This window comes from Halobaculum sp. P14, from assembly GCF_051195155.1.
Classification (GTDB): domain Archaea; phylum Halobacteriota; class Halobacteria; order Halobacteriales; family Haloferacaceae; genus JBNTKA01.
Map to the genome: position 1 here is coordinate 1 of NZ_JBNTKB010000007.1, position 19,633 is coordinate 19,633.

Annotated in this window: 22 protein-coding genes and 1 pseudogene; 15 read left to right on the forward strand and 8 right to left on the reverse strand. The window is 70.5% G+C overall.

The window, feature by feature from the left end; translation table 11 throughout:
* From sod to ACQUS7_RS12915, 3 genes and pseudogenes are all read right to left on the reverse strand, one after another.
* Positions 1–203 (reverse strand): annotated as a pseudogene (gene sod / locus ACQUS7_RS12905) (superoxide dismutase [Mn]); the annotation flags it as partial.
* Positions 204–426: 223 nt separating this feature from the next.
* Positions 427–1,116: a DUF7546 family protein gene (locus tag ACQUS7_RS12910; RefSeq protein WP_435147529.1), complete on the reverse strand. Its 690-nt coding sequence runs from the start codon at positions 1,114–1,116 to the stop codon at positions 427–429.
* A gap of 6 nt (positions 1,117–1,122) precedes the next feature.
* Entirely contained in the window at positions 1,123–2,553 is a 1,431-nt protein-coding gene (locus tag ACQUS7_RS12915; protein WP_435124772.1) for a heme o synthase, read from the reverse strand.
* Between the two features lie 120 nt (positions 2,554–2,673).
* Between ACQUS7_RS12915 and coxB the strand changes: the two genes are divergently transcribed.
* Both coxB and ACQUS7_RS12925 read left to right on the forward strand, forming a co-directional pair.
* Entirely contained in the window at positions 2,674–3,486 is an 813-nt protein-coding gene (gene coxB, locus ACQUS7_RS12920) for a cytochrome c oxidase subunit II (protein WP_435147531.1), read from the forward strand.
* Positions 3,487–3,625: 139 nt separating this feature from the next.
* A complete protein-coding gene (locus ACQUS7_RS12925; protein ID WP_435124767.1) occupies positions 3,626–3,772 on the forward strand; it encodes a hypothetical protein in 147 nt (48 codons plus the stop codon).
* Positions 3,773–3,942: 170 nt separating this feature from the next.
* Here the strand turns inward: ACQUS7_RS12925 and ACQUS7_RS12930 are convergent, their stop codons facing one another.
* Positions 3,943–4,221 carry an amphi-Trp domain-containing protein gene (locus ACQUS7_RS12930; protein WP_435147534.1) on the reverse strand — a complete coding sequence of 93 codons (279 nt, stop codon included), beginning with the start codon at positions 4,219–4,221 and terminating at the stop codon, positions 3,943–3,945.
* A 200-nt stretch (positions 4,222–4,421) separates the two neighbouring features.
* On the opposite strand from ACQUS7_RS12930, the gene ACQUS7_RS12935 reads away from it, so the two are divergent.
* A complete protein-coding gene (locus tag ACQUS7_RS12935; protein ID WP_435126093.1) occupies positions 4,422–4,700 on the forward strand; it encodes a PadR family transcriptional regulator in 279 nt (92 codons plus the stop codon).
* A gap of 122 nt (positions 4,701–4,822) precedes the next feature.
* Here the strand turns inward: ACQUS7_RS12935 and ACQUS7_RS12940 are convergent, their stop codons facing one another.
* Positions 4,823–5,974, reverse strand: a complete 1,152-nt coding sequence (locus ACQUS7_RS12940) for an AI-2E family transporter (RefSeq protein WP_435147536.1) — start codon at positions 5,972–5,974, stop codon at positions 4,823–4,825.
* Between the two features lie 208 nt (positions 5,975–6,182).
* Here ACQUS7_RS12940 and ACQUS7_RS12945 point away from each other — a divergent pair, with 208 nt between their 5' ends.
* The gene (locus ACQUS7_RS12945; protein WP_435147538.1) at positions 6,183–7,466 is read left to right on the forward strand and encodes an MgtC/SapB family protein; all 1,284 of its coding nucleotides are present in this window, start codon (positions 6,183–6,185) and stop codon (positions 7,464–7,466) included.
* Positions 7,467–7,538: 72 nt separating this feature from the next.
* On the forward strand, positions 7,539–8,894 hold the full coding sequence (locus tag ACQUS7_RS12950) for an aminotransferase class III-fold pyridoxal phosphate-dependent enzyme (protein WP_435147540.1): 1,356 nt from the start codon (positions 7,539–7,541) through the stop codon (positions 8,892–8,894).
* An 81-nt stretch (positions 8,895–8,975) separates the two neighbouring features.
* Here the strand turns inward: ACQUS7_RS12950 and ACQUS7_RS12955 are convergent, their stop codons facing one another.
* Positions 8,976–9,296, reverse strand: a complete 321-nt coding sequence (locus tag ACQUS7_RS12955; protein WP_435147542.1) for a hypothetical protein — start codon at positions 9,294–9,296, stop codon at positions 8,976–8,978.
* A 53-nt stretch (positions 9,297–9,349) separates the two neighbouring features.
* On the reverse strand, positions 9,350–9,502 hold the full coding sequence (locus ACQUS7_RS12960) for a hypothetical protein (RefSeq protein ID WP_435147544.1): 153 nt from the start codon (positions 9,500–9,502) through the stop codon (positions 9,350–9,352).
* Between the two features lie 130 nt (positions 9,503–9,632).
* Between ACQUS7_RS12960 and ACQUS7_RS12965 the strand changes: the two genes are divergently transcribed.
* The 3 genes from ACQUS7_RS12965 to ACQUS7_RS12975 all read left to right on the forward strand — a co-directional run bounded on the left by ACQUS7_RS12965 (position 9,633) and on the right by ACQUS7_RS12975 (position 11,625).
* A complete protein-coding gene (locus ACQUS7_RS12965; RefSeq protein WP_435124749.1) occupies positions 9,633–10,547 on the forward strand; it encodes an A/G-specific adenine glycosylase in 915 nt (304 codons plus the stop codon).
* A 165-nt stretch (positions 10,548–10,712) separates the two neighbouring features.
* Positions 10,713–10,859: a DUF7563 family protein gene (locus ACQUS7_RS12970; RefSeq protein WP_435124747.1), complete on the forward strand. Its 147-nt coding sequence runs from the start codon at positions 10,713–10,715 to the stop codon at positions 10,857–10,859.
* Positions 10,860–11,064: 205 nt separating this feature from the next.
* Positions 11,065–11,625: a hypothetical protein gene (locus ACQUS7_RS12975; RefSeq protein ID WP_435147546.1), complete on the forward strand. Its 561-nt coding sequence runs from the start codon at positions 11,065–11,067 to the stop codon at positions 11,623–11,625.
* 125 nt (positions 11,626–11,750) lie between these two features.
* Here ACQUS7_RS12975 and ACQUS7_RS12980 read toward each other — a convergent pair whose 3' ends face one another.
* On the reverse strand, positions 11,751–12,716 hold the full coding sequence (locus tag ACQUS7_RS12980) for an NADPH:quinone reductase (protein WP_435147548.1): 966 nt from the start codon (positions 12,714–12,716) through the stop codon (positions 11,751–11,753).
* Positions 12,717–12,913: 197 nt separating this feature from the next.
* Here ACQUS7_RS12980 and ACQUS7_RS12985 point away from each other — a divergent pair, with 197 nt between their 5' ends.
* The 7 genes from ACQUS7_RS12985 (at position 12,914) to ACQUS7_RS13015 (ending at position 19,567) form a co-directional block, all read left to right on the forward strand.
* Positions 12,914–13,207: a hypothetical protein gene (locus tag ACQUS7_RS12985; protein ID WP_435147550.1), complete on the forward strand. Its 294-nt coding sequence runs from the start codon at positions 12,914–12,916 to the stop codon at positions 13,205–13,207.
* Positions 13,208–13,409: 202 nt separating this feature from the next.
* Positions 13,410–14,558 (forward strand): ADP-forming succinate--CoA ligase subunit beta, encoded by a 1,149-nt coding sequence (gene sucC, locus ACQUS7_RS12990; protein ID WP_435147552.1) that lies wholly within the window; start codon positions 13,410–13,412, stop codon positions 14,556–14,558.
* A complete protein-coding gene (sucD, locus tag ACQUS7_RS12995; RefSeq protein WP_435124734.1) occupies positions 14,555–15,424 on the forward strand; it encodes a succinate--CoA ligase subunit alpha in 870 nt (289 codons plus the stop codon). The genes sucC and sucD overlap by 4 nt, the downstream gene beginning before the upstream one ends.
* A 293-nt stretch (positions 15,425–15,717) precedes the next feature.
* The gene (locus ACQUS7_RS13000; protein ID WP_435147554.1) at positions 15,718–17,577 is read left to right on the forward strand and encodes a GAF domain-containing protein; all 1,860 of its coding nucleotides are present in this window, start codon (positions 15,718–15,720) and stop codon (positions 17,575–17,577) included.
* Between the two features lie 387 nt (positions 17,578–17,964).
* The gene (locus ACQUS7_RS13005; protein WP_435124731.1) at positions 17,965–18,564 is read left to right on the forward strand and encodes a DUF7282 domain-containing protein; all 600 of its coding nucleotides are present in this window, start codon (positions 17,965–17,967) and stop codon (positions 18,562–18,564) included.
* A 123-nt stretch (positions 18,565–18,687) separates the two neighbouring features.
* Positions 18,688–19,287 carry a DUF1684 domain-containing protein gene (locus ACQUS7_RS13010; protein ID WP_435147556.1) on the forward strand — a complete coding sequence of 200 codons (600 nt, stop codon included), beginning with the start codon at positions 18,688–18,690 and terminating at the stop codon, positions 19,285–19,287.
* Between the two features lie 103 nt (positions 19,288–19,390).
* On the forward strand, positions 19,391–19,567 hold the full coding sequence (locus ACQUS7_RS13015; RefSeq protein ID WP_435124726.1) for a hypothetical protein: 177 nt from the start codon (positions 19,391–19,393) through the stop codon (positions 19,565–19,567).
* Positions 19,568–19,633 lie beyond the last annotated feature (66 nt).

A 19,633-nucleotide genomic window follows, 5' to 3' on the forward strand; every position in this document is an offset into this window, starting at 1 on the left:
TGCGTCACGTCCCGAATCGCGCCCGCAGACGACGACACGTCCCCGGACTCACGGTTCGCCTCCAGCGTCTCCTCCGCGCTGTTCCAGCCGTTCACGTACCCCTGATGGTGCGTGTCGTGATGCCACGTCAACACCTGCTCGGAAATGTGCGGCTCCAGCGCATCGTACTCGTACGGCAACGGATCAAGTTCGTACTCGCTCATGTGCAGTTGAACCAACGGCCCTCCGCACAAAGAGCGTTTTCTGAAGCCCGATTTAGTACAGGAGTTGACAGGTGTGCGGAGCGGCTCGAAGTGCCGGCTCGGCCGCCATCGCAAACGGCGGCTGGACGCGGTCGACTACGCCGGCTGTCCAGTCAGTCCCGACCGGGATTGGCCAGCCGGCTGCGACACGAATTGTCCGACCGGCCGCGTCCGTCGTCCGGACCTACCCGCGCGTGAAGAAGCCGGCACCGGGGCGCCACCAGAGGAGCGCGACGGTGACGAGGAAGACGAGCGTGGACGGCCCGTAGCCGAAGCCGGTGGTGGCCGCGACGAGCGCGCCGCCCCCGCCGAGCAGCGTCGCGGCGGCGCCGGCGACGAGCGGGAGCGTACAGGAGACGCAGGAGAACAGGCCGAGCACGCCGGCGACACCGGCGCCCGCGGCGTCGGCGACGGCGCCGTACAGCAGCAGTGCGAGCGCGGCGTAGCCGAGCACTTTCGCCGGCATCAGAATCGCGTCGACGCCGAACCCGGTGACGAGCAGCGCCGGCCCCCAGCCGGGCGGGAGGAGCGCGACCGAGAGGCTCGGCGTCGCGTTCGCGGACGCGGCGCCGACGACGCCGCCGACGGCCGCCAGGACCGCGAAGTACGCGACGGCGACGGCGGCGGCGCGGCGGCGCGTCGACCGGGCCGCGTCGGGGGCGTCGAACCCGGCGAACACGACGAGGGCGGTGTTCACCCAGACCAGCCCGTACAGCGTGAACGCCGGCGAGGTCATCGCGGCGTTCGTGAACGCGAAGTAGGCGACGACCGCGGCGAGTTCGACGTTGACGACGAGCGTGCCGAGCAGGACGGCGCGCCGGGAGAGCGAGACGTCGCGGCCCGCGAGCGAGACGGAGACGACGGCGTCAGTCATGGCGGGTCAGACGACGAGGGCGTCGACGACGACCGCGAGCAGGACGGCGCCGAGGTAGGCGTTCGACGCGTGGAACGCCCGGAACGCGGCGCGTTCGGTCTGTTCGTAGTGGAGCCGGACGACAGTCCAGAGGAAGACGGCGCCGACTGCGGCGCCGGTGAGCGCGTACAGCCAGTCGAGTTTCCCGATGCCGACCATCGCGGCGCCGACGGCGAGCGTCGCGCCGAAGTACCAGACGATGTGTCGCCGGGTCGCGGTCTCGCCGCGCACCACCGGCATCATCGGGAAGCCGCCGCGCTCGTAGTCGTCCTTGTAGGCGAGCGCGAGGTTGTAGAAGTGCGCGGGCGTCCACAGGAAGATGAGCGCCGCGAGCGCGAGGCCGCCGACGCCGACGCTGCCGGTGACGGCCGCCCAGCCGATGAGCGCCGGGAGCGCGCCGGCGGCGCCGCCGATGACGGTGTTCTGGACCGTGTTCGGCTTCAGGACGACCGTGTAGACGACGGAGTAGAACGCGATAGCGACGAGGCCGAGGACGGCCGCCAGCAGATTCACGGTGGCGAACAGACCGACCGACACCGCGGTGAGCAGCAGGCCGAACGCGACCGCGCTGCGCACCGAGACGAGGTCGACCGCGAGCGGCCGGTCGCTGGTGCGCTGCATCTTCCGGTCGACGTCGCGTTCGAGGACGTGGTTGAACGTCCCGGAGGCGCCGATGCTGAGCGCGCCGCCGGTGAGCGTCGCGGCGACGACGCCTGGGGAGAGCGCGTCGCCGCCGGCGAGCGCCATCGCGGCGGAGGCGACGAGACAGAGCAGCCACATCAGCCGCGGCTTCATCAGCCGGAAGTACGCGGCTGCGGTGAGGCGGCCGCGGCGGAGCGGCGCGTCGGCCCACGACGGGACGTCCGGCGCGCCCGCGTCCGCGGCGTCGAGGTCGTCGGCCTGCTCCGGGTGGCCCGTCGCCGGCGCGTCGTCGGCGCCGGTTTCGGCTTCGAGTTCCCACGCGAGCGCGGCGAGCAGCCCGGCGAACAGGGCGAGGCCGCCGAGCAGGTGAATCGCGGAGACCGTGACGGCGACGCCGGCGACGGTGAGGAGCGTCCCCGCGCCGCCGGTGGCGACGTAGGCGCCGAGCAGCGACTGCGCCGGGTACAGCGCGGTGGAGGCGGCGAGCGCGGCGGCGACGCGGCGGGGCGGCCGGACCCGAATCGCGGTGACCGCGGTGGCGACGACGAGCAGGCCGACCGCGGCGGCGACGACGCGGTGCCCGACGGCGACCCATCCGGCGCTGGTCGACGGGGCGGTGAGGCCGTCGCCGCAGGCGGGCCACGCGGCGCAGGCGGACGCGGCGTCGGTGACCGCCGTCGTCGCGCCGACGACAAGCAGGAGGTACACGCCCATCGCCGTCGCGGCGAGCAGGGCGGACAGCCGGGACCGGTTCATTGTTTGAGGCTACGTGCGGCGACATATCAACCCCGCGTTTCCGTCGTGAAACACGGCGACGGCCGTGCGAACCAGGCGACAACAGCAGCTATTTACGTCCCCTATTCCAAGCCGCCGGTAATGAAGGGCAAGCGTCTCGGGACCCTCTTCGCGGCGCTGGTCGGCTCGCTGCTGTTCGCCGGTACGGCGGCCGCGCAGCCGTCCACGACCGCGGGACTCATCAACGAACTCAACGTGGAACTGCTGTGGGTCGCGGTTCCCGTCACGATTTTCGTGGAGGCCGTCCTCATCTACACCGTCCTGAAGTTCAAGGACGCGGACGAGGCCAAGCCGACGAAGGAGAACCGCCGGCTCGAAGTGACGTGGACCATCGCCACGGCCGTCATTCTGCTGTTCGTCGGCGCCGCCTCCTACGGCGTCCTCGCGGACCCGGCCGTGACCCACACGAAGGACATGGAGATCGCACCGGACGAGAACGACGTGCACGTCGAAGCCGTCGCCTACCAGTGGAACTGGCGGATGAACTACCCGGAGCACAACATCACCGAACTCACCGCTGAAGAAGTCAACGTGAAGCGGGCGCAGGGACTCGAAGGCCCGACCATCGTGGTGCCGAAGGGGCAGCAGGTGTACTTCACGACGACCTCCGAGGACGTCATCCACTCGATGCACGTCCCGAAACTCGGGCTGAAACAGGACTCGGTCCCCGGGCAGCGGAACACCATCATGACCACGCCGCTGAAGACCGGCGTCTACCAGGGGTACTGCGCCGAGTACTGCGGCGTCGGCCACTCCCGGATGTACTTCAACGTCGTCGTGGTGACCCAGGACACGTACGACACGTTCATCGAGAACCAGACGCAGCCGGAGTCAAGCGGCAACAGCACGTCCACGTCCTCCGACCTTGCCGCGCCGTCCGGCCTCGCCGCGTAACGCCGCCCGCTGTTCTCTTCGACGCCAGTTCCGAACGTCGGCTCCGCGACTGCCTCAGCGACCCGCCGAGGCAACCTTCCGGGACGACCCGCCGACTCGGCTGACCGGATTGAAGTCCGCGTCCGCACAACGTGGCGCTATGCGAGACGAAGAGGAGATCCGCGAGCAGTACGAGTTCGTCCAGGAGCAGTTGGCGTCCGAGGAGATGCGCCACGAGGGCGTCAGGCAGATGTTTACGTACTACAAGCGGGCGCTCGGCTGGGTGCTCGAAGAGGAGCACATGTAGCCGCGTCGCGATACCCCGATATCTTTATCCGTGTACCGTCGATACGGAAAGGTGACGCTTCGCTTTGGAGGGCCGAAGCGTCAGCGGGGACCAGAAGGGCGACTGCGCCGCGGATTCGCGGCGCACTCCCTTTCACTTTCACTTTCGCTGGTTCGACGCCGTTGGTGACGCTACTCGATACGGACCGGTGAGTCGTCGGTGTCGGCGTCGCCTTCGTGCCACTCCAGTTCGAATTCGACGCTGAGTTCGTCGGCGCCGCCGGCGCCGGTTTCCCGTTCCGCTTTCACTTCGAAGTCGACGGTTCCGGGGACGTCGAGGGTCAGCGAGTCGTCGCCGGCCGCGAGCGTCACGGTGCCGTCGTCGAGGCGGTCGGCGGCGTCGCGGAGCAGCGCCGCGGCGTCGGTTCGGTCGAGTCGGTCTTCGCTCTCGAAGAGGACTTCTTCGGGCATACGCGTCACCAGGGGCGGCGACGTGATAACGTCGTTGGCGTGTCGACTCGCGGATACTCCGGCTCTCCGAATCGTTTCAGCGTGCGTAGTAGTTCGATGTGCCTCGGAGCGCCGGTTCGAACGGGGGAGCGGACGGTACGTCCGCCCAACTCCGATATACTTATTTCGAACCGACACGAATCGGGATGCAGACAGTACAGATGTACGACCTGACAGGGTTCCAGCGAGACCTCCTGTACGTCATCGCGGGGCAAGACGAGCCGCACGGCCTCGCCATCAAGGACGAACTGGAGGACTACTACGAGAAGGAGATTCACCACGGCCGACTGTACCCGAACCTCGACACGCTCGTCGACAAGGGCCTCGTCGAGAAGGGGCAGCGCGACCGCCGCACCAACTACTACACGCTGACGCGGCGCGGCCGCCGCGAAATCGAGGCGCGCCGCGACTGGGAGTCGCAGTACGTCGACCTCGAATAGCCCGGCTCACCACCGCCTTCTCTCCCGCCCTCCGCTGCCTGCCGTCTCTGTTCCCCGCCGTCCCCGCTCCCTCCCGTCTCTGTTCCTGCCGCCTGCGTCCTCTTCCGTCCCGCTCGCCGCCCTTACTCCTCTTCGACGTCGCCGAAACGGAACGGCCCCTCCGCGGTGAGATACGACGGGTCGACCGCGTACGGCTTGATCGGTTCGCCGGTGAGCAGCTCCGGGAGCACGATGCGCGCGAAGTGCACCGCGAGCACCAGCAGCATCGGCATCAGGAAGATGCCGTACCAGCCGAACAGCAGCGGGCCGAGCGTGTACGCGAGCATGACGGCGCCGACGTGCAGCGACCGGCCGGAGACGTACGGCCGGAGCACGAGGTCCGGGATGGTGTCGACGACGACGAACGACGCCAGCGCGAACACGGCGACGAACCACAGCGTCCCGACGTCGCCGTTCGCGGCGGCGCGAATCGCCATGAAGCCGGCGACCGGGAAGTACACGAGTTTCATACCGACGATGGGGACGAGGCTCGCGACGCCGGCGAGCAGGCCGACCAGCGCCGCCGCTGGGATGTGGTTGCCGGCCGGCGCGGCGACGTTGAGCAGCGAGTAGACGATGACGCCGATGGTGCCGGTGAGCATCGCGTTCAGAATGTTGCCGAAGAAGATGCTGCGGTAGTCCCGGTCGACGGCGCGGCCGTACGCCTGGATGACGCCGTTCTGGTCGGCGAACCGCGTGAAGAACCGGGAGAGCCGGCCGCCGTCGCGGAGGAGGTAGAACGCGAGCGCGAGCATCACGAACAGGTGGATGGCGCCGGTGCCGAAGAACGCCACCGCGTCGAGCACGTTCGAGACGGACCCGGCGAGCCGACTGATGGTGTCGACGGTGAGATACTGCCCCCAGTCGAGCGCGAGAATCGCCTCGGGGTCCGACAGCGTGTCGAGCAGCTCCTGGTCGATGCCGGGGATGCGCGTCGGGTCGAACACGCCGCGGTTCGTGAGGTCGTACAGCTGGTTCGCGACGATGAGGAGGGCGTAGCCGACGAGCAGCATCGCGGGGAGCGCGAGCGCGAAGATGGCGACCGCGGCGGCGACGCTCGGCTGCGGAATCCGGCGGCGGATGCGGTTGTACACCGGCCGGGTGGCGTAGTAGATGAAGACGCCGAAGACGAACGTGCCGACGAACGAGTAGACGACGTAGGTGAGCGCCGCCACGAGCAGGCCGCCGACCCCCCACCAGACCGCGCGGGACCGGTCGACGTCGTTGAAGGGCATACCGTGACACCTCCGCGGAACCGACTAAAGTGTATCGTGGCCGAGAACCCGGCGGCGTCGACGAGCGGTCTCGGAGCGGCGTCGACGAGTCACGTCTGCAGCGGTGTCGGCGAGCCGCGTCTGCGGCGGCGTCACAGAGTCGCGTCGTCGCCGGCGGCGAGTCGCCACGGCCCAATTTTAAATACGGTGGTCGAGTCAGACACAGCCCATGGCTACGGTGGAGACGTTCCTCGCGGCGCCGCTGTCAGAGCCGGTCGTCAGGCTCGTGTTAGCGGCGGCGCTCGGGCTGTTCTTGGGGCTCGAACGGGAGTGGTCCCAGAAGTCCGCCGGCATCCGGACGTTCTCGCTGACGAGCCTCGTCGCCGCCGTGTTCACGCTGCTCGCCGAGCGGTCGACGGTCGGCGAGTCGCTGCTCGTCGTCGGCGGCGTGCTCGTCATCGTGCAGGGCGTGCTGCTCGCCGCCCGCGGCCTCCGGATGGGCTCGGAGTACGAGTCGCTGTCGCTGACGACCTCGGTGTCGCTGCTGGCCGCGTACGGCGTCGGCGCGCTCGTCGCCGCCGGCTACATCCTGGAGGGCGTCACGGTCGCCGTCGTCTCCTCGACGCTGCTCGTGTTGAAGCGGGAGCTGCACGGCTTCGCCGGCGGGCTGCGACGCGAGGAGCTCCGGTCGATGACCGAGTTCGCCATCCTCGCGTTCGTCGTCTACCCCTTGCTGCCGGCGGGCGAGATGGCCGTGTACGGCGTCCCGTTCGATCCGCGGGTCGCCTGGCTGATGGTGGTCACCGTCGCCGGCATCGGCATGGCGAACTACGCGCTCATCCGGACGTACGGCGGCCGCGGCATCGCAGTCACCGGGTTCTTCGGCGGGCTGGCTTCGTCGACGGCGGTCGTCGGGTCGATGCTCGACTACGTCACCGAACGCGAGGACGCCGTCTCGTACGCCGTCGCCGCGGTGCTGTTGGCGGACGCCGCGATGGCGCTGCGGAACCTCGCCATCGCCGTCGCGTTCACCGTCGGCACGGACGCGCCGGTGCTGGTGGGCGCGCTCGTCCCGCTCGGCGTCGTCGTCCTCGGCAGCGTCGCGGTCGCCGCCGTCACCGCGGACTGGCGCGAACACGTCGACGTCGACCTGGAGTCGCCGTTCTCGCTGCGGAACGCGCTCGCGTTCGGCTCCGTGTTCCTGTTCATCCTCGCGGGCAGCACCGTCGCGCAGTCGGAGTTCGGCACCGCCGGCCTGTACGTCACCGCCGCCGTCTCCGGGCTGGTGTCGTCGTCGGGGGCGACGACGTCGGCGGTGCTGCTGTACCGCGGCGGCGCCATCGACTCACACACCGCGGTCGTCGCCGTGCTGCTGGCGACCGCCTCGAGCGTCGTCGTGAAGGCCGGACTCGCCGCCGCGGGGCCGCGGACGTTCGCGCGCCGCGTCGCCGCCTGGAGCGCCGCGCTCCTCGTCGCCGCCGGCGTCGCCACCGTCGTCACCGGGCTGCCGTGACCGGGTCCGCGGCGTGAGGCGCGCCGGCAACATTTACCACGGATTTATCCGGAGGCCACGCCTGCGGTCGGTATGGACCGCGACACTGCCGAACCTCGGGTGACCGAGATGCCCGGCGAGCGCGCCCGCGAGTGGGCCGACTACCACCGCGACGTCGCCGCGACCAGCACCTACGTCTACGACTTCGTCTGGGACATCACCGCCGACGCCGAAGGGCCGTTCTGCACCGACGTCGACGGCAACGTCCTCCTCGACTTCACGAGCCACGTCGCCGCCGCGCCGCTCGGGTACAACAACCCGAAGATCGTGGACAAGATGGCGGAGTTCGACCTGACCGACCCGACGAAGATCGCGGGGCAGGACTTCTACGTCTCCGACGGCGCCGACCCCGGCGAGTCGACGCTGCCCGGGCCGACCGACCTGATGCACCGGCTCACCGACCGCACCGGCCACTACGGCCTCGACACCGTGTTCCTGTCGAACTCCGGCGCCGAAGCCGTCGAGAACGCCATCAAGATCTGCTACGACAACAGCGGTGGCGGGAAGTACGGCGTCACGTTCGACGGCGCGTTCCACGGCCGGACGCTCGGCGCGCTCTCGCTGAACCGCTCGAAGTCCGTCTACCGCCGCGACTACCCGGAGATTTCCGGGGTCAGCGACGTCCCGTTCTGCGACTCGCGGACCTGCGGCGACGACGCCGGCGACTGCACCTGCGGGTTCTTCGTCGACGGCGGCGACAGCTCCGCGCTCCGCGAGAAACTCCACCCGGAGCGCGGCAACGTCGACCCCGAAGACGTGTCGTACATCATCGTGGAGCCGATTCAGGGAGAGGGCGGCTACCGGTTCCCGTCGGACGCCTTCATGGAGGAGCTCGCCGCCGTCAGCGACGAGTACGACGTGCCGCTCGTCGCCGACGAGATCCAGTCCGGGATGGGCCGCACCGGCGAGCTGTGGGGGTCGGACCACTACGCCATCGAGCCGGACGTCATCACGGCCGCGAAGGGCGCCCGCGTCGGCGCCACCATCGGCCGCGACGACCTGTTCCCCGACGAGCGCGCGCGGCTCTCGTCGACGTGGGGCGCCGGCGACGTCGTCTCGGCGATGCAGGGCGCGTTCACCCTCGACGCCATCGACGAGTACGACCTGCTCGACAACGCCGTCGCCCGCGGCCGGCAGTTCATCGAGACGGTGCGCGACGCCGACGCCGCCGGCGTCGACGACGTCCGCGGAAAGGGGCTGATGCTCGCCGTCGAGTTCGACACGAAACAGCGCCGCGACGCCGTCCAGGAGGCGGCGCTGAAACGCGGCCTGCTCACCCTCGGCTGCGGCCGGTCCGTAATCCGCATCCTCCCGCCGCTTGACGTCCGCGAACGCGAAATCGACATCGGCGCGTCGATGCTGCTCGACAGCATCGCCGACGCCGCCTGAACGCGACGCTCGTTCGCTCCGGCCGCACCGACATCCCGCCTCGCGTCTCCGACCGCGTCGCCGCCGCGGACCGCTGCGCCGTTACTGCTGGTAGCGCCGCTCGTCGCTGCGCTGCGGGTACTGGTCGGCGCCGGTCATCTCGTCGTACGTCATGCCGGCGAGGTACTCGTCGTAGGTGACGTCGAACGCCTCCCGGAGGTGGAAGTCGAGGTCGCCGGTGTCGACGGTGCTGCGGAACAGCTGGTGGATGCCGCGGCGGAACAGTTCGTCGCGGTCGCCGCCGAACGCGGCGACGAGCAGCGCGAGCTCGTTTTTCGTCTCGCGGTCGAGTTCCACGTCGACCTCGTCGTTCATGTCGCCGTACGCCTCGGCAACCGCTTCGTCGAGCGCGTCGAGTCCCATACCGGGCCGAGCGGCGGACGCCGGATACCGGTTACGCTCCAGAATCCGTCCCGTCAGCCGTCGGTGGTGAGCGCCGCCGCGACGGCTGCAGAGCCGGCGAGTCCCGCGAGCACGCCCGCTGCACCGAACGCGGCTCCGGCGGCGAGCGTGAGCGGAGCGCCGAGCGCACCGACGCCGGCACCGAACGAGACGGGAGAGTCAGACACGTCCGAGAGGGAGGCGCCGCCACTGGTAAGTCTTGTGCGCGCAGCCGACGCGGACTCTGACGCCGACGCCGCTTCGGCCGCTCCGCCCCCGGACCGAGAGCCATAAACGCCGGGCGGCGTACCTCCGCGTATGACCGACCGCCTCCCCGACGGCGCGGAGCGCGACCGGGTTCGCGAGGCGCTGGTATCGTGGTACGAGGCGGACCACCGCTCGTTCCCGTGGCGCCGCACCGACGACCCGTACGCGGTGCTGGTGTCCGAGGTAATGAGCCAGCAGACCCAGTTGAGCCGGGTCGAGCAGGCGTACGAGGCGTTCCTCGACCGGTGGCCGACGGCGGCGGACCTCGCGTCGGCCGACCGCGGCGACGTCGTGTCGTTCTGGTCGGCGCACTCGCTCGGCTACAACAACCGCGCGAAGTACCTCCACGAGGCGGCCGACCAGGTCGTCTCGGAGTACGGCGGCGAGTTCCCGGAGTCGCCCGACGAACTGCAGGAACTGATGGGCGTCGGCCCGTACACCGCCAACGCCGTCGCGTCGTTCGCGTTCAACAACGGCGACGCCGTCGTCGACACGAACGTCAAGCGGGTGCTCCACCGCGCGTTCGACGTCCCTGACGACGACGACGCCTTCGAGCGCGCGGCCCGGGTGCTCATGCCGGACGGCGAGTCCCGCGTCTGGAACAACGCCGTCATGGAGCTGGGCGGCGTCGCCTGCGGGAAGACGCCGAGCTGCGACGAGGCGGGCTGCCCGTGGCGCGAGTGGTGTCACGCCTACGAGACCGGGGATTTCACGGCGCCGGACGTCCCGGAGCAGCCGAGTTTCGAGGGGAGCCGCCGGCAGATGCGGGGCCGCGTGATTTCGACGCTGAAGGAGTACGACGAGCTCCCGCTGGACGAGCTCGGGCCGCGCGTCCGCGTCGACTACGCGCCGGACGGCGAGTACGGCCGGGAGTGGCTGCGCGGCCTGCTCGACGACCTCGACGGCGACGGCCTCGTGGACGTCGACGACCGCGGCGACGACGCGGTCGCGAAACTCCGGCGGTGAGCCGTCGCAGCCGGGCGGCGGCCGCCCCTCGAAGTTCGTTGTGTGACGTTGAGATGTTCGGTCGCCGGGCGCGCGGTTCGGCCGTGTCAGCGCGACCCAAGTGACGGCGTCACACCGACGCCGTGGACCGGAAACGGTTTATTCGGCGTGTTCCCCGGACGTGGTATGCCGACCTGCCAGAACTGCGAGTCGTTCGTCACCGAACGATACGTGAAGGTGTTCGAACCCGAGGGAATCACCCGTCCCCGCGCCTGCCCGCACTGTGAGGACATGGTTCGCCGCGGGAAGGACGTCCGCGCGAAGAAGAACTGACGCCGCTGCCGACGCCGACTCGACCGCGCCACCGACTCGACCGCGCCACCGACTCGACCTGGCTGCCCCATCGACTCGACAGCCACGTCACCCCGAACGCCCCGTCGACTACCGCACCGCTCTCCGCTCCCGGTTCTCTCTGCTTGGCTCGGCGAATCGACGCCCGACCGACACCTATTCGTAGCGGTCCAGACAACGCTCGGACATGTCCGGTCCCCCCTCCAGCGACCAGTCTGCGTTCGGCAGCCTCCACCGCCTCGTCGAGCACTACACGCCGGACGGCACCCTCGGCCGGCTGCTGCTCGGCGTGCCCGCGCTCCTGTGCGCGCCGGTGCTGTTCCTCGGCGGCATCGCCACGATGGGCAGCGCGGTGTCGTTCGTCCTGTTCCTCATCGGGGCGCTGTCTCTCGCGGCGTCGGTGCCGGCGCTGGTGGTCGGCGTCGCGACGCTGTGGCCGGTGTACCTCTCGCTCATCGGCAACGTCGACTCGCCGGCCGACTACCCGCAGCGGTCGGCGCCGAACCGCCAGCAGCCGTCCTCGAATCCGCAGGCGCCGTCGCCCGCCGGTCGCGACGATGACGAGCAGGGGCCGGAGGCCGAGTTGAAACGCCGGTACGCCGCCGGCGACATCGACCACCATGAGTTCGAGCGCCGGCTCGACGACCTGTTCGGCGCCGGCGAGGACGGCCGGCGGAGCGGCGTCGACGAGGGCGCCGAATCCGAGCAGGAGTCGTCCCGCGACAAGCAGCGAGAGCCGGAACGGTAGCGGAGGTCGGCAGACCGAAACGGTAGCGACGCCGGCGGACCGAAGCCACAGCGGCGCCGTCAGACCGAAGCAGCAGGACGGCCGGCAGGCCGGTGAAAAGTCGGCGTCGAGACGCGGTCAGCCGGTCAGGGCTCGATGACGAGTTTGCCGAGGAAGCTGTCGGCCATGACGTCGCGCTGGGCCTCGACGGCCTCGACGATAGGGTAGGTCCGGGCGACGTCGACGGTGAGGTCGCCGGCGGCCCACAGCGCGGCGACGTCGGCGAGCGGGTCGGCGAGCCGCGGCGTGTTGAACATCGACAGCAGCGTCACCTGCAGGTCCTTGCCGCGGGCGGCCGAAGAGCGCGCGAGCCCGATTTCGTCGTCGTTCTCGCCGATGCCGACGACGCGGCCGCCGGCGGCGGCGACGTCCGCGTCGAACTGGAGGTAGTCGTCGAGCCGGTGGTCGAGCGTCACGTCGACGCCGTCGCCGCCGGTGGCGTCGGTCACGGCGTCCGCGAGGTCGTCGCGGCCGTAGTCGAAGACGGCGTCGGCGCCGAGCGCTTCGAGCCGGTCGTGGTACTGCGGCGCCGCGGTGGTGATGACGCGGGCGCCGGTCGCGGCGGCGACCTGGACGGCGACGTGGCCGACGCCGCCGGAGCCGCCGTGAATCAGCGCGGTCTCGGCGGGCCGGAGGCCGCCGTGGTCGACGAGCGCGCGCCACGCGGTGACGGACGCGACGCCGGCGCCGCCGGCGGCCGTGAGGTCCGCGCCGTCGGGGAGGACGGCGATTCGGTCCTCGGGAACCGCGACGTACTCGGCGTAGCCGCCCGGCCGGTCGCTGGACAGCCCGGTCGCGAACACGGCGTCGCCGGCGGCGATTCGGTCGACGTCGGCGCCCACCTCGACGGCCTCGCCGGCGGCGTCGACGCCCGGAATCGCGGGGAGGCCGTACGGCGTGTACGACCCCTCCCGGAAGTACGTGTCGACGGGGTTGACGCCGGCCGCGGCGACCGCGACCAGCACCTCGTCGGAAGCCGGCTCGGGCCGGTCGACGTCGTCCACCTGCAGTACCTCGGGTCCGCCGTGCTCGTGGAAGCGTACAGCGCGCATCACCGGACGATGGGCGGCAGGCGGCATAAATCCGGCCGCGCCCCCGACGAAGACCGCTCGGCTGACTGCACGGGAACGGCTTACTGCACGCTGCCGGCGGCTCGCGCGGGGTCGGGAGCGAACGGCCGAGTCGCGCCCGGACGCCGCGGTGTGCGGGAACCGACGGAGTGAACCCGGAGGCCGCAGAACGGCCGCCCATGACCCTCCGCCGCGTTGGCGTGACGACGTTCGCGGCCGGTTTGCTCGTCGCGACGGTGCTGTTCGTGCTCGGCCCGGTCGTCGCCGCGACGCAGGCGTACTGTCCGGGGCCGGAGCCGCTGAGCGCGTACGCGCTCCAAGGCGTCCAGCTGTGGCCGCCGCGGGTGACGTACACCAACGGCTGCAACGACTTCGTCGTGAGCGGCCTGCTACTCGTCGCGTCGGCGGCGTCGCTGCTCGGACTCGCGGTCGCCGCCGGGTCGCAGGCGGCGGCGTCGCTCCGGGCCGACTGAGCCGGGACGCGGCGGACCGAATCGGACCGGACAGCGTCGGGCGGGCCGAACAGCGCCGAGCGGGCCGAACACGACCGGGGCGTCCCGGGAATCGGGCGACTGCGGGCGGACTGGTTCTGGGGGTGTGACGGCGGGGCGTGGGACGGCAGCACGTGACCGAATCGGCGGGATTTAAGCGCGCGTCGTCCCGGTTTACGGACGCATGAAACTCCACGAGTACCAGGCGAAGGAGATCTTCGCCGACGCCGGGATTCCGGTGCCTGACTCGCGGCTCGCGTCCACCGTCGAGGAGGTCATGGACGCGGTCGACGACATCGGCTACCCGGCGGCCATCAAGGCGCAGGTCCACGTCGGCGGGCGCGGCAAAGCCGGCGGCATCAAGATCGCGACCGACGCCGAGGAGGCGCGCGACGCCGCCGAATCCATCCTCGGGATGGACCTGAAGGGCTACACGGTCGAAGAGGTCCTCGTCGAGGCCGGCGTCGACTTCGAGAACGAACTGTACGTCGGCATCACGATGGACCGCGGCGAGGGCGAGCCCGTCGCGATGGTATCCACCGAGGGCGGCGTCAACATCGAGGAGGTGGCCGCGGAGACGCCCGAGGCCATCGCGCGCGAACACATCGACCCGGCGTTCGGGCTGCACCCGTACCAGGCCCGGAAGGTCGTCTACGACGCCGGGATTCCGCGCGACGTCGCCGGCGACGTCGCCGGCATCCTCACGACGCTGTACGACCTCTACGAGGCGCGCGACGCCTCCGAAATCGAGATCAACCCGGTCATGATTACGGCCGACGGCGACGTCGTCGCCGCCGACGCCGTCATGAACATCGACGAGGACGCGCTGTTCCGGCAGCCCGAACTCGCCGAGATGGAAGACGAGACCGCCGGCGACGAACTGGAGGCGAAAGCCAACGAGTACGGCTTCGACTACGTCCGGCTCTCCGGGAACGTCGGCATCATCGGGAACGGCGCCGGCCTCGTCATGACGACGCTCGACCTCGTGGACTACTACGGCGGGTCGCCCGCGAACTTCCTCGACATCGGCGGCGGCGCCAAGGCCGAGCGCGTCGCGAACGCGCTCGACATGGTGTTCTCCGACGAGAACGTCGACTCCGTCGTCTTCAACATCTTCGGCGGCATCACGCGCGGCGACGAGGTCGCGAAAGGCATCAACGAGGCGCTCGAGCAGTTCGACGAGATTCCGAAGCCGGTCGTCGTCCGCCTCGCCGGCACGAACGCCGAAGAGGGAATGGAGATCCTGAACACCGACCTGGTGCAGGTCGAAGGGACGCTGGAGGACGCCGTTCAGCGTGCGGTCGAGAACGCAGCGGAGGTGAGCCAGTCATGAGTGTATTCGTCGACGACGACACCCGCGTCGTGGTGCAGGGCATCACCGGCGGGGAAGGGAAATTCCACACCGAGCAGATGATCGAGTACGGGACCAACGTGGTCGCCGGCGCCGTCCCCGGGAAAGGCGGGCAGGAGGTCCACGGCGTCCCGGTGTACGACACGGTCCACGACGCCGCCCGCGAGGAGGACGCCGACGCGTCCGTCATCTTCGTGCCGCCGGCGTTCGCTGCCGACGCCATCTTCGAGGCGCTCGACTCGCCCGTCGACCTCGCCGTCGCCATCACGGAAGGCGTCCCGACGCAGGACATGGCGAAGGTGAAAAAGCGGCTCTCGGAGGTCGACACGCGGCTCATCGGCCCGAACTGCCCCGGCATCATCACGCCCGGCGAGGCGAAACTCGGCATCCTCCCCGGCAACATCTTCGAGTCCGGGAACGTCGGGCTCGTCTCCCGGTCGGGGACGCTGACCTACCAGGTCGTCTCGAACCTCACCGAGCGCGGCATCGGCCAGACCACCGCCATCGGCATCGGCGGCGACCCCATCATCGGGACGTCGTTCGTCGACGCCCTCGAGGCGTTCGAGGCCGACCCCGACACGGACGCGGTCGTGATGTGCGGCGAAATCGGCGGCGAGGACGAGGAGGACGCCGCCGCGTTCATCGCGGAGAACATGGACACGCCGGTCGCCGGCTTCATCGCCGGCCGCACCGCGCCGCCGGGCAAGCGGATGGGTCACGCGGGCGCCATCGTCAGCGGCTCGGGCACCGGCACCGCCGAGTCGAAGATTTCGGCGCTCAACGACGCCGGCGTCCCCGTCGGCGACACCCCGAACGAAGTCGCCGACCACATCGAAGACTTCCTGTAAGCCGGCCGCAGCGCCGCAGACACCCGGTTTCTTTTCGGACTCGCGACCCGGCAGCGCCGTCTGCGGCGTCAGCGTCGCCGCCGCGACGACGCGGAGACGACGCGACGACGGACTCGGCGTCCTCGTCGACGCGGCCTCGTCCGCGACCGTGCCGCCGCTCGCCCGGACGTGTGAGCCGTCCGTCAGTTATTCCCACCACGTATTTACCGTCGAATCCCTACGTGCGGACATCACGGTTCGTACATCCATGACGGCAACACGCGTTGGCCGCGGCGCGCCGGCCGGTGACGCCGGTGAGTGACGCCGCCCGCATCACGGTGCTGCACGTCGAAGACGACGCCGGCTTCGCCGACCTCACCGCCGAGTTCCTGCGGCGGAACATCGGCGACGTGGAGGTCGTCACCGCCGCGTCGCCGGCGGAGGGCGCCGACGTGCTCGCGGACCGAGCGGTGGACTGTCTCGTCAGCGACTACGACATGCCCGGGCGGACCGGCATCGAGTTCCTCGAATCCGTCAGGGAGACCCACCCGGACCTGCCGTTCATCCTGTTCACCGGGAAGGGAAGCGAGGAGGTCGCGAGCCGGGCGTTCTCGGCCGGTGCGACCGACTATCTGCAGAAGGAGCCCGGGACCGACCAGTACATTGTGCTGGCGAACAAGGTGACGAACTACGTCGAGAAGTACCGCACGGAGCGGCAGATGTCGCGGCGCGCGCAGGCGATGGAGACCGCGAACGATGGAATCGCGATTCTGGACGCCGACGGCCGGTACACCGAGGTGAACGAGGCGTACGCGGAGCTGTCCGGCAGGACGCCGTCGGCGATGGTCGGCGACCACTGGACCGTGACGGTTCCGGACGCGGAGGCCGAGCGGCTCCGCGCGGAGGCGTTCCCGGAGATGGAGGAGACCGGGTCGTGGACCGGCGAGGCGCTCGGGCTGCGCGCCGACGGCGACACGTACGCGAAACTGCTCTCGCTGTCGGCGCTCGAGGACGGCCACGTCTGCGTCATCCGCGACATCACGCGGCGGAAGGAGCGCGCGACGGTCATCGAGGAGCTCCACGAGACGGCGCGGTCGTTCATGGCGGCGCGGACCGCCGAGGCCGTCGCGGAACGCAGCGTCGACGCCGTCCGCGACGTCCTCGGTATGCCCATCAACGGCGTCCACCTGTACGACGAGGCCGAAGACCGGCTGCTTCCGGTGGCGTGGACCGACGAGGGCGAGGCGCTCGTCGACGAACTCCCGTCGTTCGCCCCGAACGAGGGCATCGCCGGCTCGGTGTACGAGTCCGGCGAGGAGCGGCTGCACAACGACGTGTCGTCGGACCCGGACCGGTTCAACCGGGACACGGCGGTGCGGAGCGAGATTTACCTGCCGCTCGGCGACCACGGCATCCTGCTCATCGGGTCGGGCGAGCCGAACGCCTTCGACGAGGCGGACGCGTCGCTCGCCCGGATTCTCGCCGCGCACGCGACGACCGCGCTCGACCGCATCGACCGCGAGCGCGAACTCGAACGGCAGAACGAACGGCTGGAGAAGTTCGCGTCGGTCGTCAGCCACGACCTCCGGAACCCGTTGAACGTCGCCGAGGGCCGGCTCGCGCTCGCCCGCGAGGACCCCGACGGCGGCCACCTCGACGGCGTCGCCGACGCGCACGACCGAATCAGGGCGCTCATCAAGGACCTGCTGTCGCTCGCACGCGCGGGCGAGCGACCGGCGGACGCCGAGGAGGTGTCGCTGGCCGCGCTCGCCCGCGACTGCTGGCAGCGCGTCGACGCGCCGGAGGCGACGCTCGTCGTCGAGACGGACCGCGTCGTCCGCGCGGACCGCAGGCGGCTCCAGCAGGTGGTGGGGAACCTGCTTCAGAACAGCGTGGAGCACGGCGGCGACGCGGTGACGGTCACCGTCGGCGACCTGCCGGACGGCTTCTACGTCGCCGACGACGGCGTCGGCGTCAGCGACGCGGACCGCGACAGCGTCTTCGACACCGGCTTCTCCGGCAGCCCCGACGGCACCGGCTTCGGGCTGAGCATCGTCGAGGAGGCGGCGCGGACGAGCGGCTGGACCGTCTCGCTCGCCGACGGTGACGGCGGCGGCGCGCGGTTCGAAGTCACCGGCGTCGACCGCGCCGATTCAGTCGAACCGGCCGAGTAGCCGGGGCTCGGACGGGCGTCGTCACTCCGCGGAACGGGGTCGGTTCCGTCGAAAGGGGGAGACGCGAGCAGGGGGGCTCGCGTCCGGTGCCGCATGTCAGAGACGTTCACGTGTGGATGACCCACCAGTGAACGGGACAGTGTACCGCGACAATCCCCGTAAATCTATGGTCACGCTGATGACCTGACCGGACCCGGCCCGACCGCGTCCGACCGGGTCCGCCGAGTCGGTCGCACCTCACCGACCGTCCGGGCTGGCTCCGGTCCGCACGGGAGCCACCCCCACGCCGTATGCGGACTTTCCGCATTCGGTTCCGACGGCCTCTTTACAGCCAGACCGGTAGGGCGCGGTACACGTCGACGCGACCGCGTCGATGCACGACTACCAATGAAGGGACGCTATCTGCTCTCCGCGATGGTACTGCTCTCCGCGCTGACCGTTCTGGCCCCCGCCGCTGCGGCCGCCGACACCGCGACCGCGACGCCGGCCGCCAACGAGTCCGCGAGCATCGACTACCCCGACCAGCAGGCGACCGAGTCGGTCACCGTCGAGTCCGCGACGCTGCCCGACGGCGGCTACGTCGTCGTCTACAACGAGTCCGGGCAGCCGGTCGGCCACACCGGCTACCTCGACGCCGGCGCCCACGAGAACGTCACGGTAGAGGTGACGCCCGCGTTCTCGCGCAGCCAGATATCCGTCGCCCAGGTCCACGCCGACGACGGCGACCAGACGTACGAGCAGGCGAACGACACCGCCTACGGCACCGGCGCCGGTGCGGCGGTCGCCGACACGGCGTTCATCCGCCTGAGCGACTCCGCGCGGACGACGACCGCGGCAGCGACGACGTCCGCGGACGCGGGGACGACCGCGGCCGCGACGTCCGCCGAGACGACGTCCGCCGGCACGACGACGGCGACGACGCCCGGCTTCACCGCCGCGCTCGGCGTCGTCGCGCTCGCGGGCGCAGCGCTGCTCGCCCGCCGGTAACGGCGACGCGGCGCCCGCCGTCGACGGCGAGACACCGCCGCAGGAACCGACTGTTCTTTGCGACGACGACGGACCGCCCGTGAGAGCGCGGGATTGAACCGGCCGCGGCCGCTACCGGACGGTATGACCACGAACGGCGACGCCGCGGCCGACGCGGAGACGGTCGGCGCGGCGAGCGACGCAGACTGGGAGGCGCAGATTCGCGCGAACCGCGACGAGAAAGACGAGTTCTTCGCGGAGCACCCGCAGTCGCCGCTGGACGCCGCCGACCGCGACGGCTTCGACGGGCTGGACTACTTCGAGCCGGCGCCGGAGTACCGCGTCGAGGCCGACGTCGCGGTCCACGACGACCCCGAGCCGCTCGAACTCACCGTCGACGACGCGCCGAACCAGCGGTTCCTCCGCGTCGCGACGTTCACGTTCGAGCTGCCGAACGCCGACGGCGAGCCGGTGGAGCAGTCACTGTGCGCCTACCGGCAGGAGGGCGCGGACGCGCTGTTCGTCCCGTTCCGCGACAAGACCACGGGCCAGCAGACGTACGACGGCGGCCGGTACATGGACCTGCATCCGGACGGCGACCTCGGCGACGACGACCCGGTGACGGTCGACTTCAATCTGGCGTACACGCCGTTCTGCGCGTTCAACGACGCGTTCGCCTGCCCGCTGCCGCCGACGGAGAACTGGCTCGACGTCGCCGTCCCCGCCGGCGAGAAGGCGCCGTAGCCGGGCGGCCGACGGCGGCGCCGAGGACGCGGTGAGGCGACACCGCCGCGGCTCGCGGCGGGCGACAGCAAGTCTCATTAGCCACGCGGACGGCACACCGGGTATGAACCGTCAGGTGCTCATCGGCGTCGCTCTGATGATCGTCGGCACGGCGCTGTTCCTCCCCAGCATCCAGCCGCTGTCCAGCCAGCTCACCGCCGTCGCGCTCGCCCCGGCAGCCATCCTGCTCACGGTCGGCACGTACCTCGTCGGCACCAGCGAAGGCGGCCGGCCGGTCTGAACGGGGCGCGTCCGGCGCGGTCGACAGTGCGGTTCGACCGCGGACCGCACCCGGAACCGCGACGGC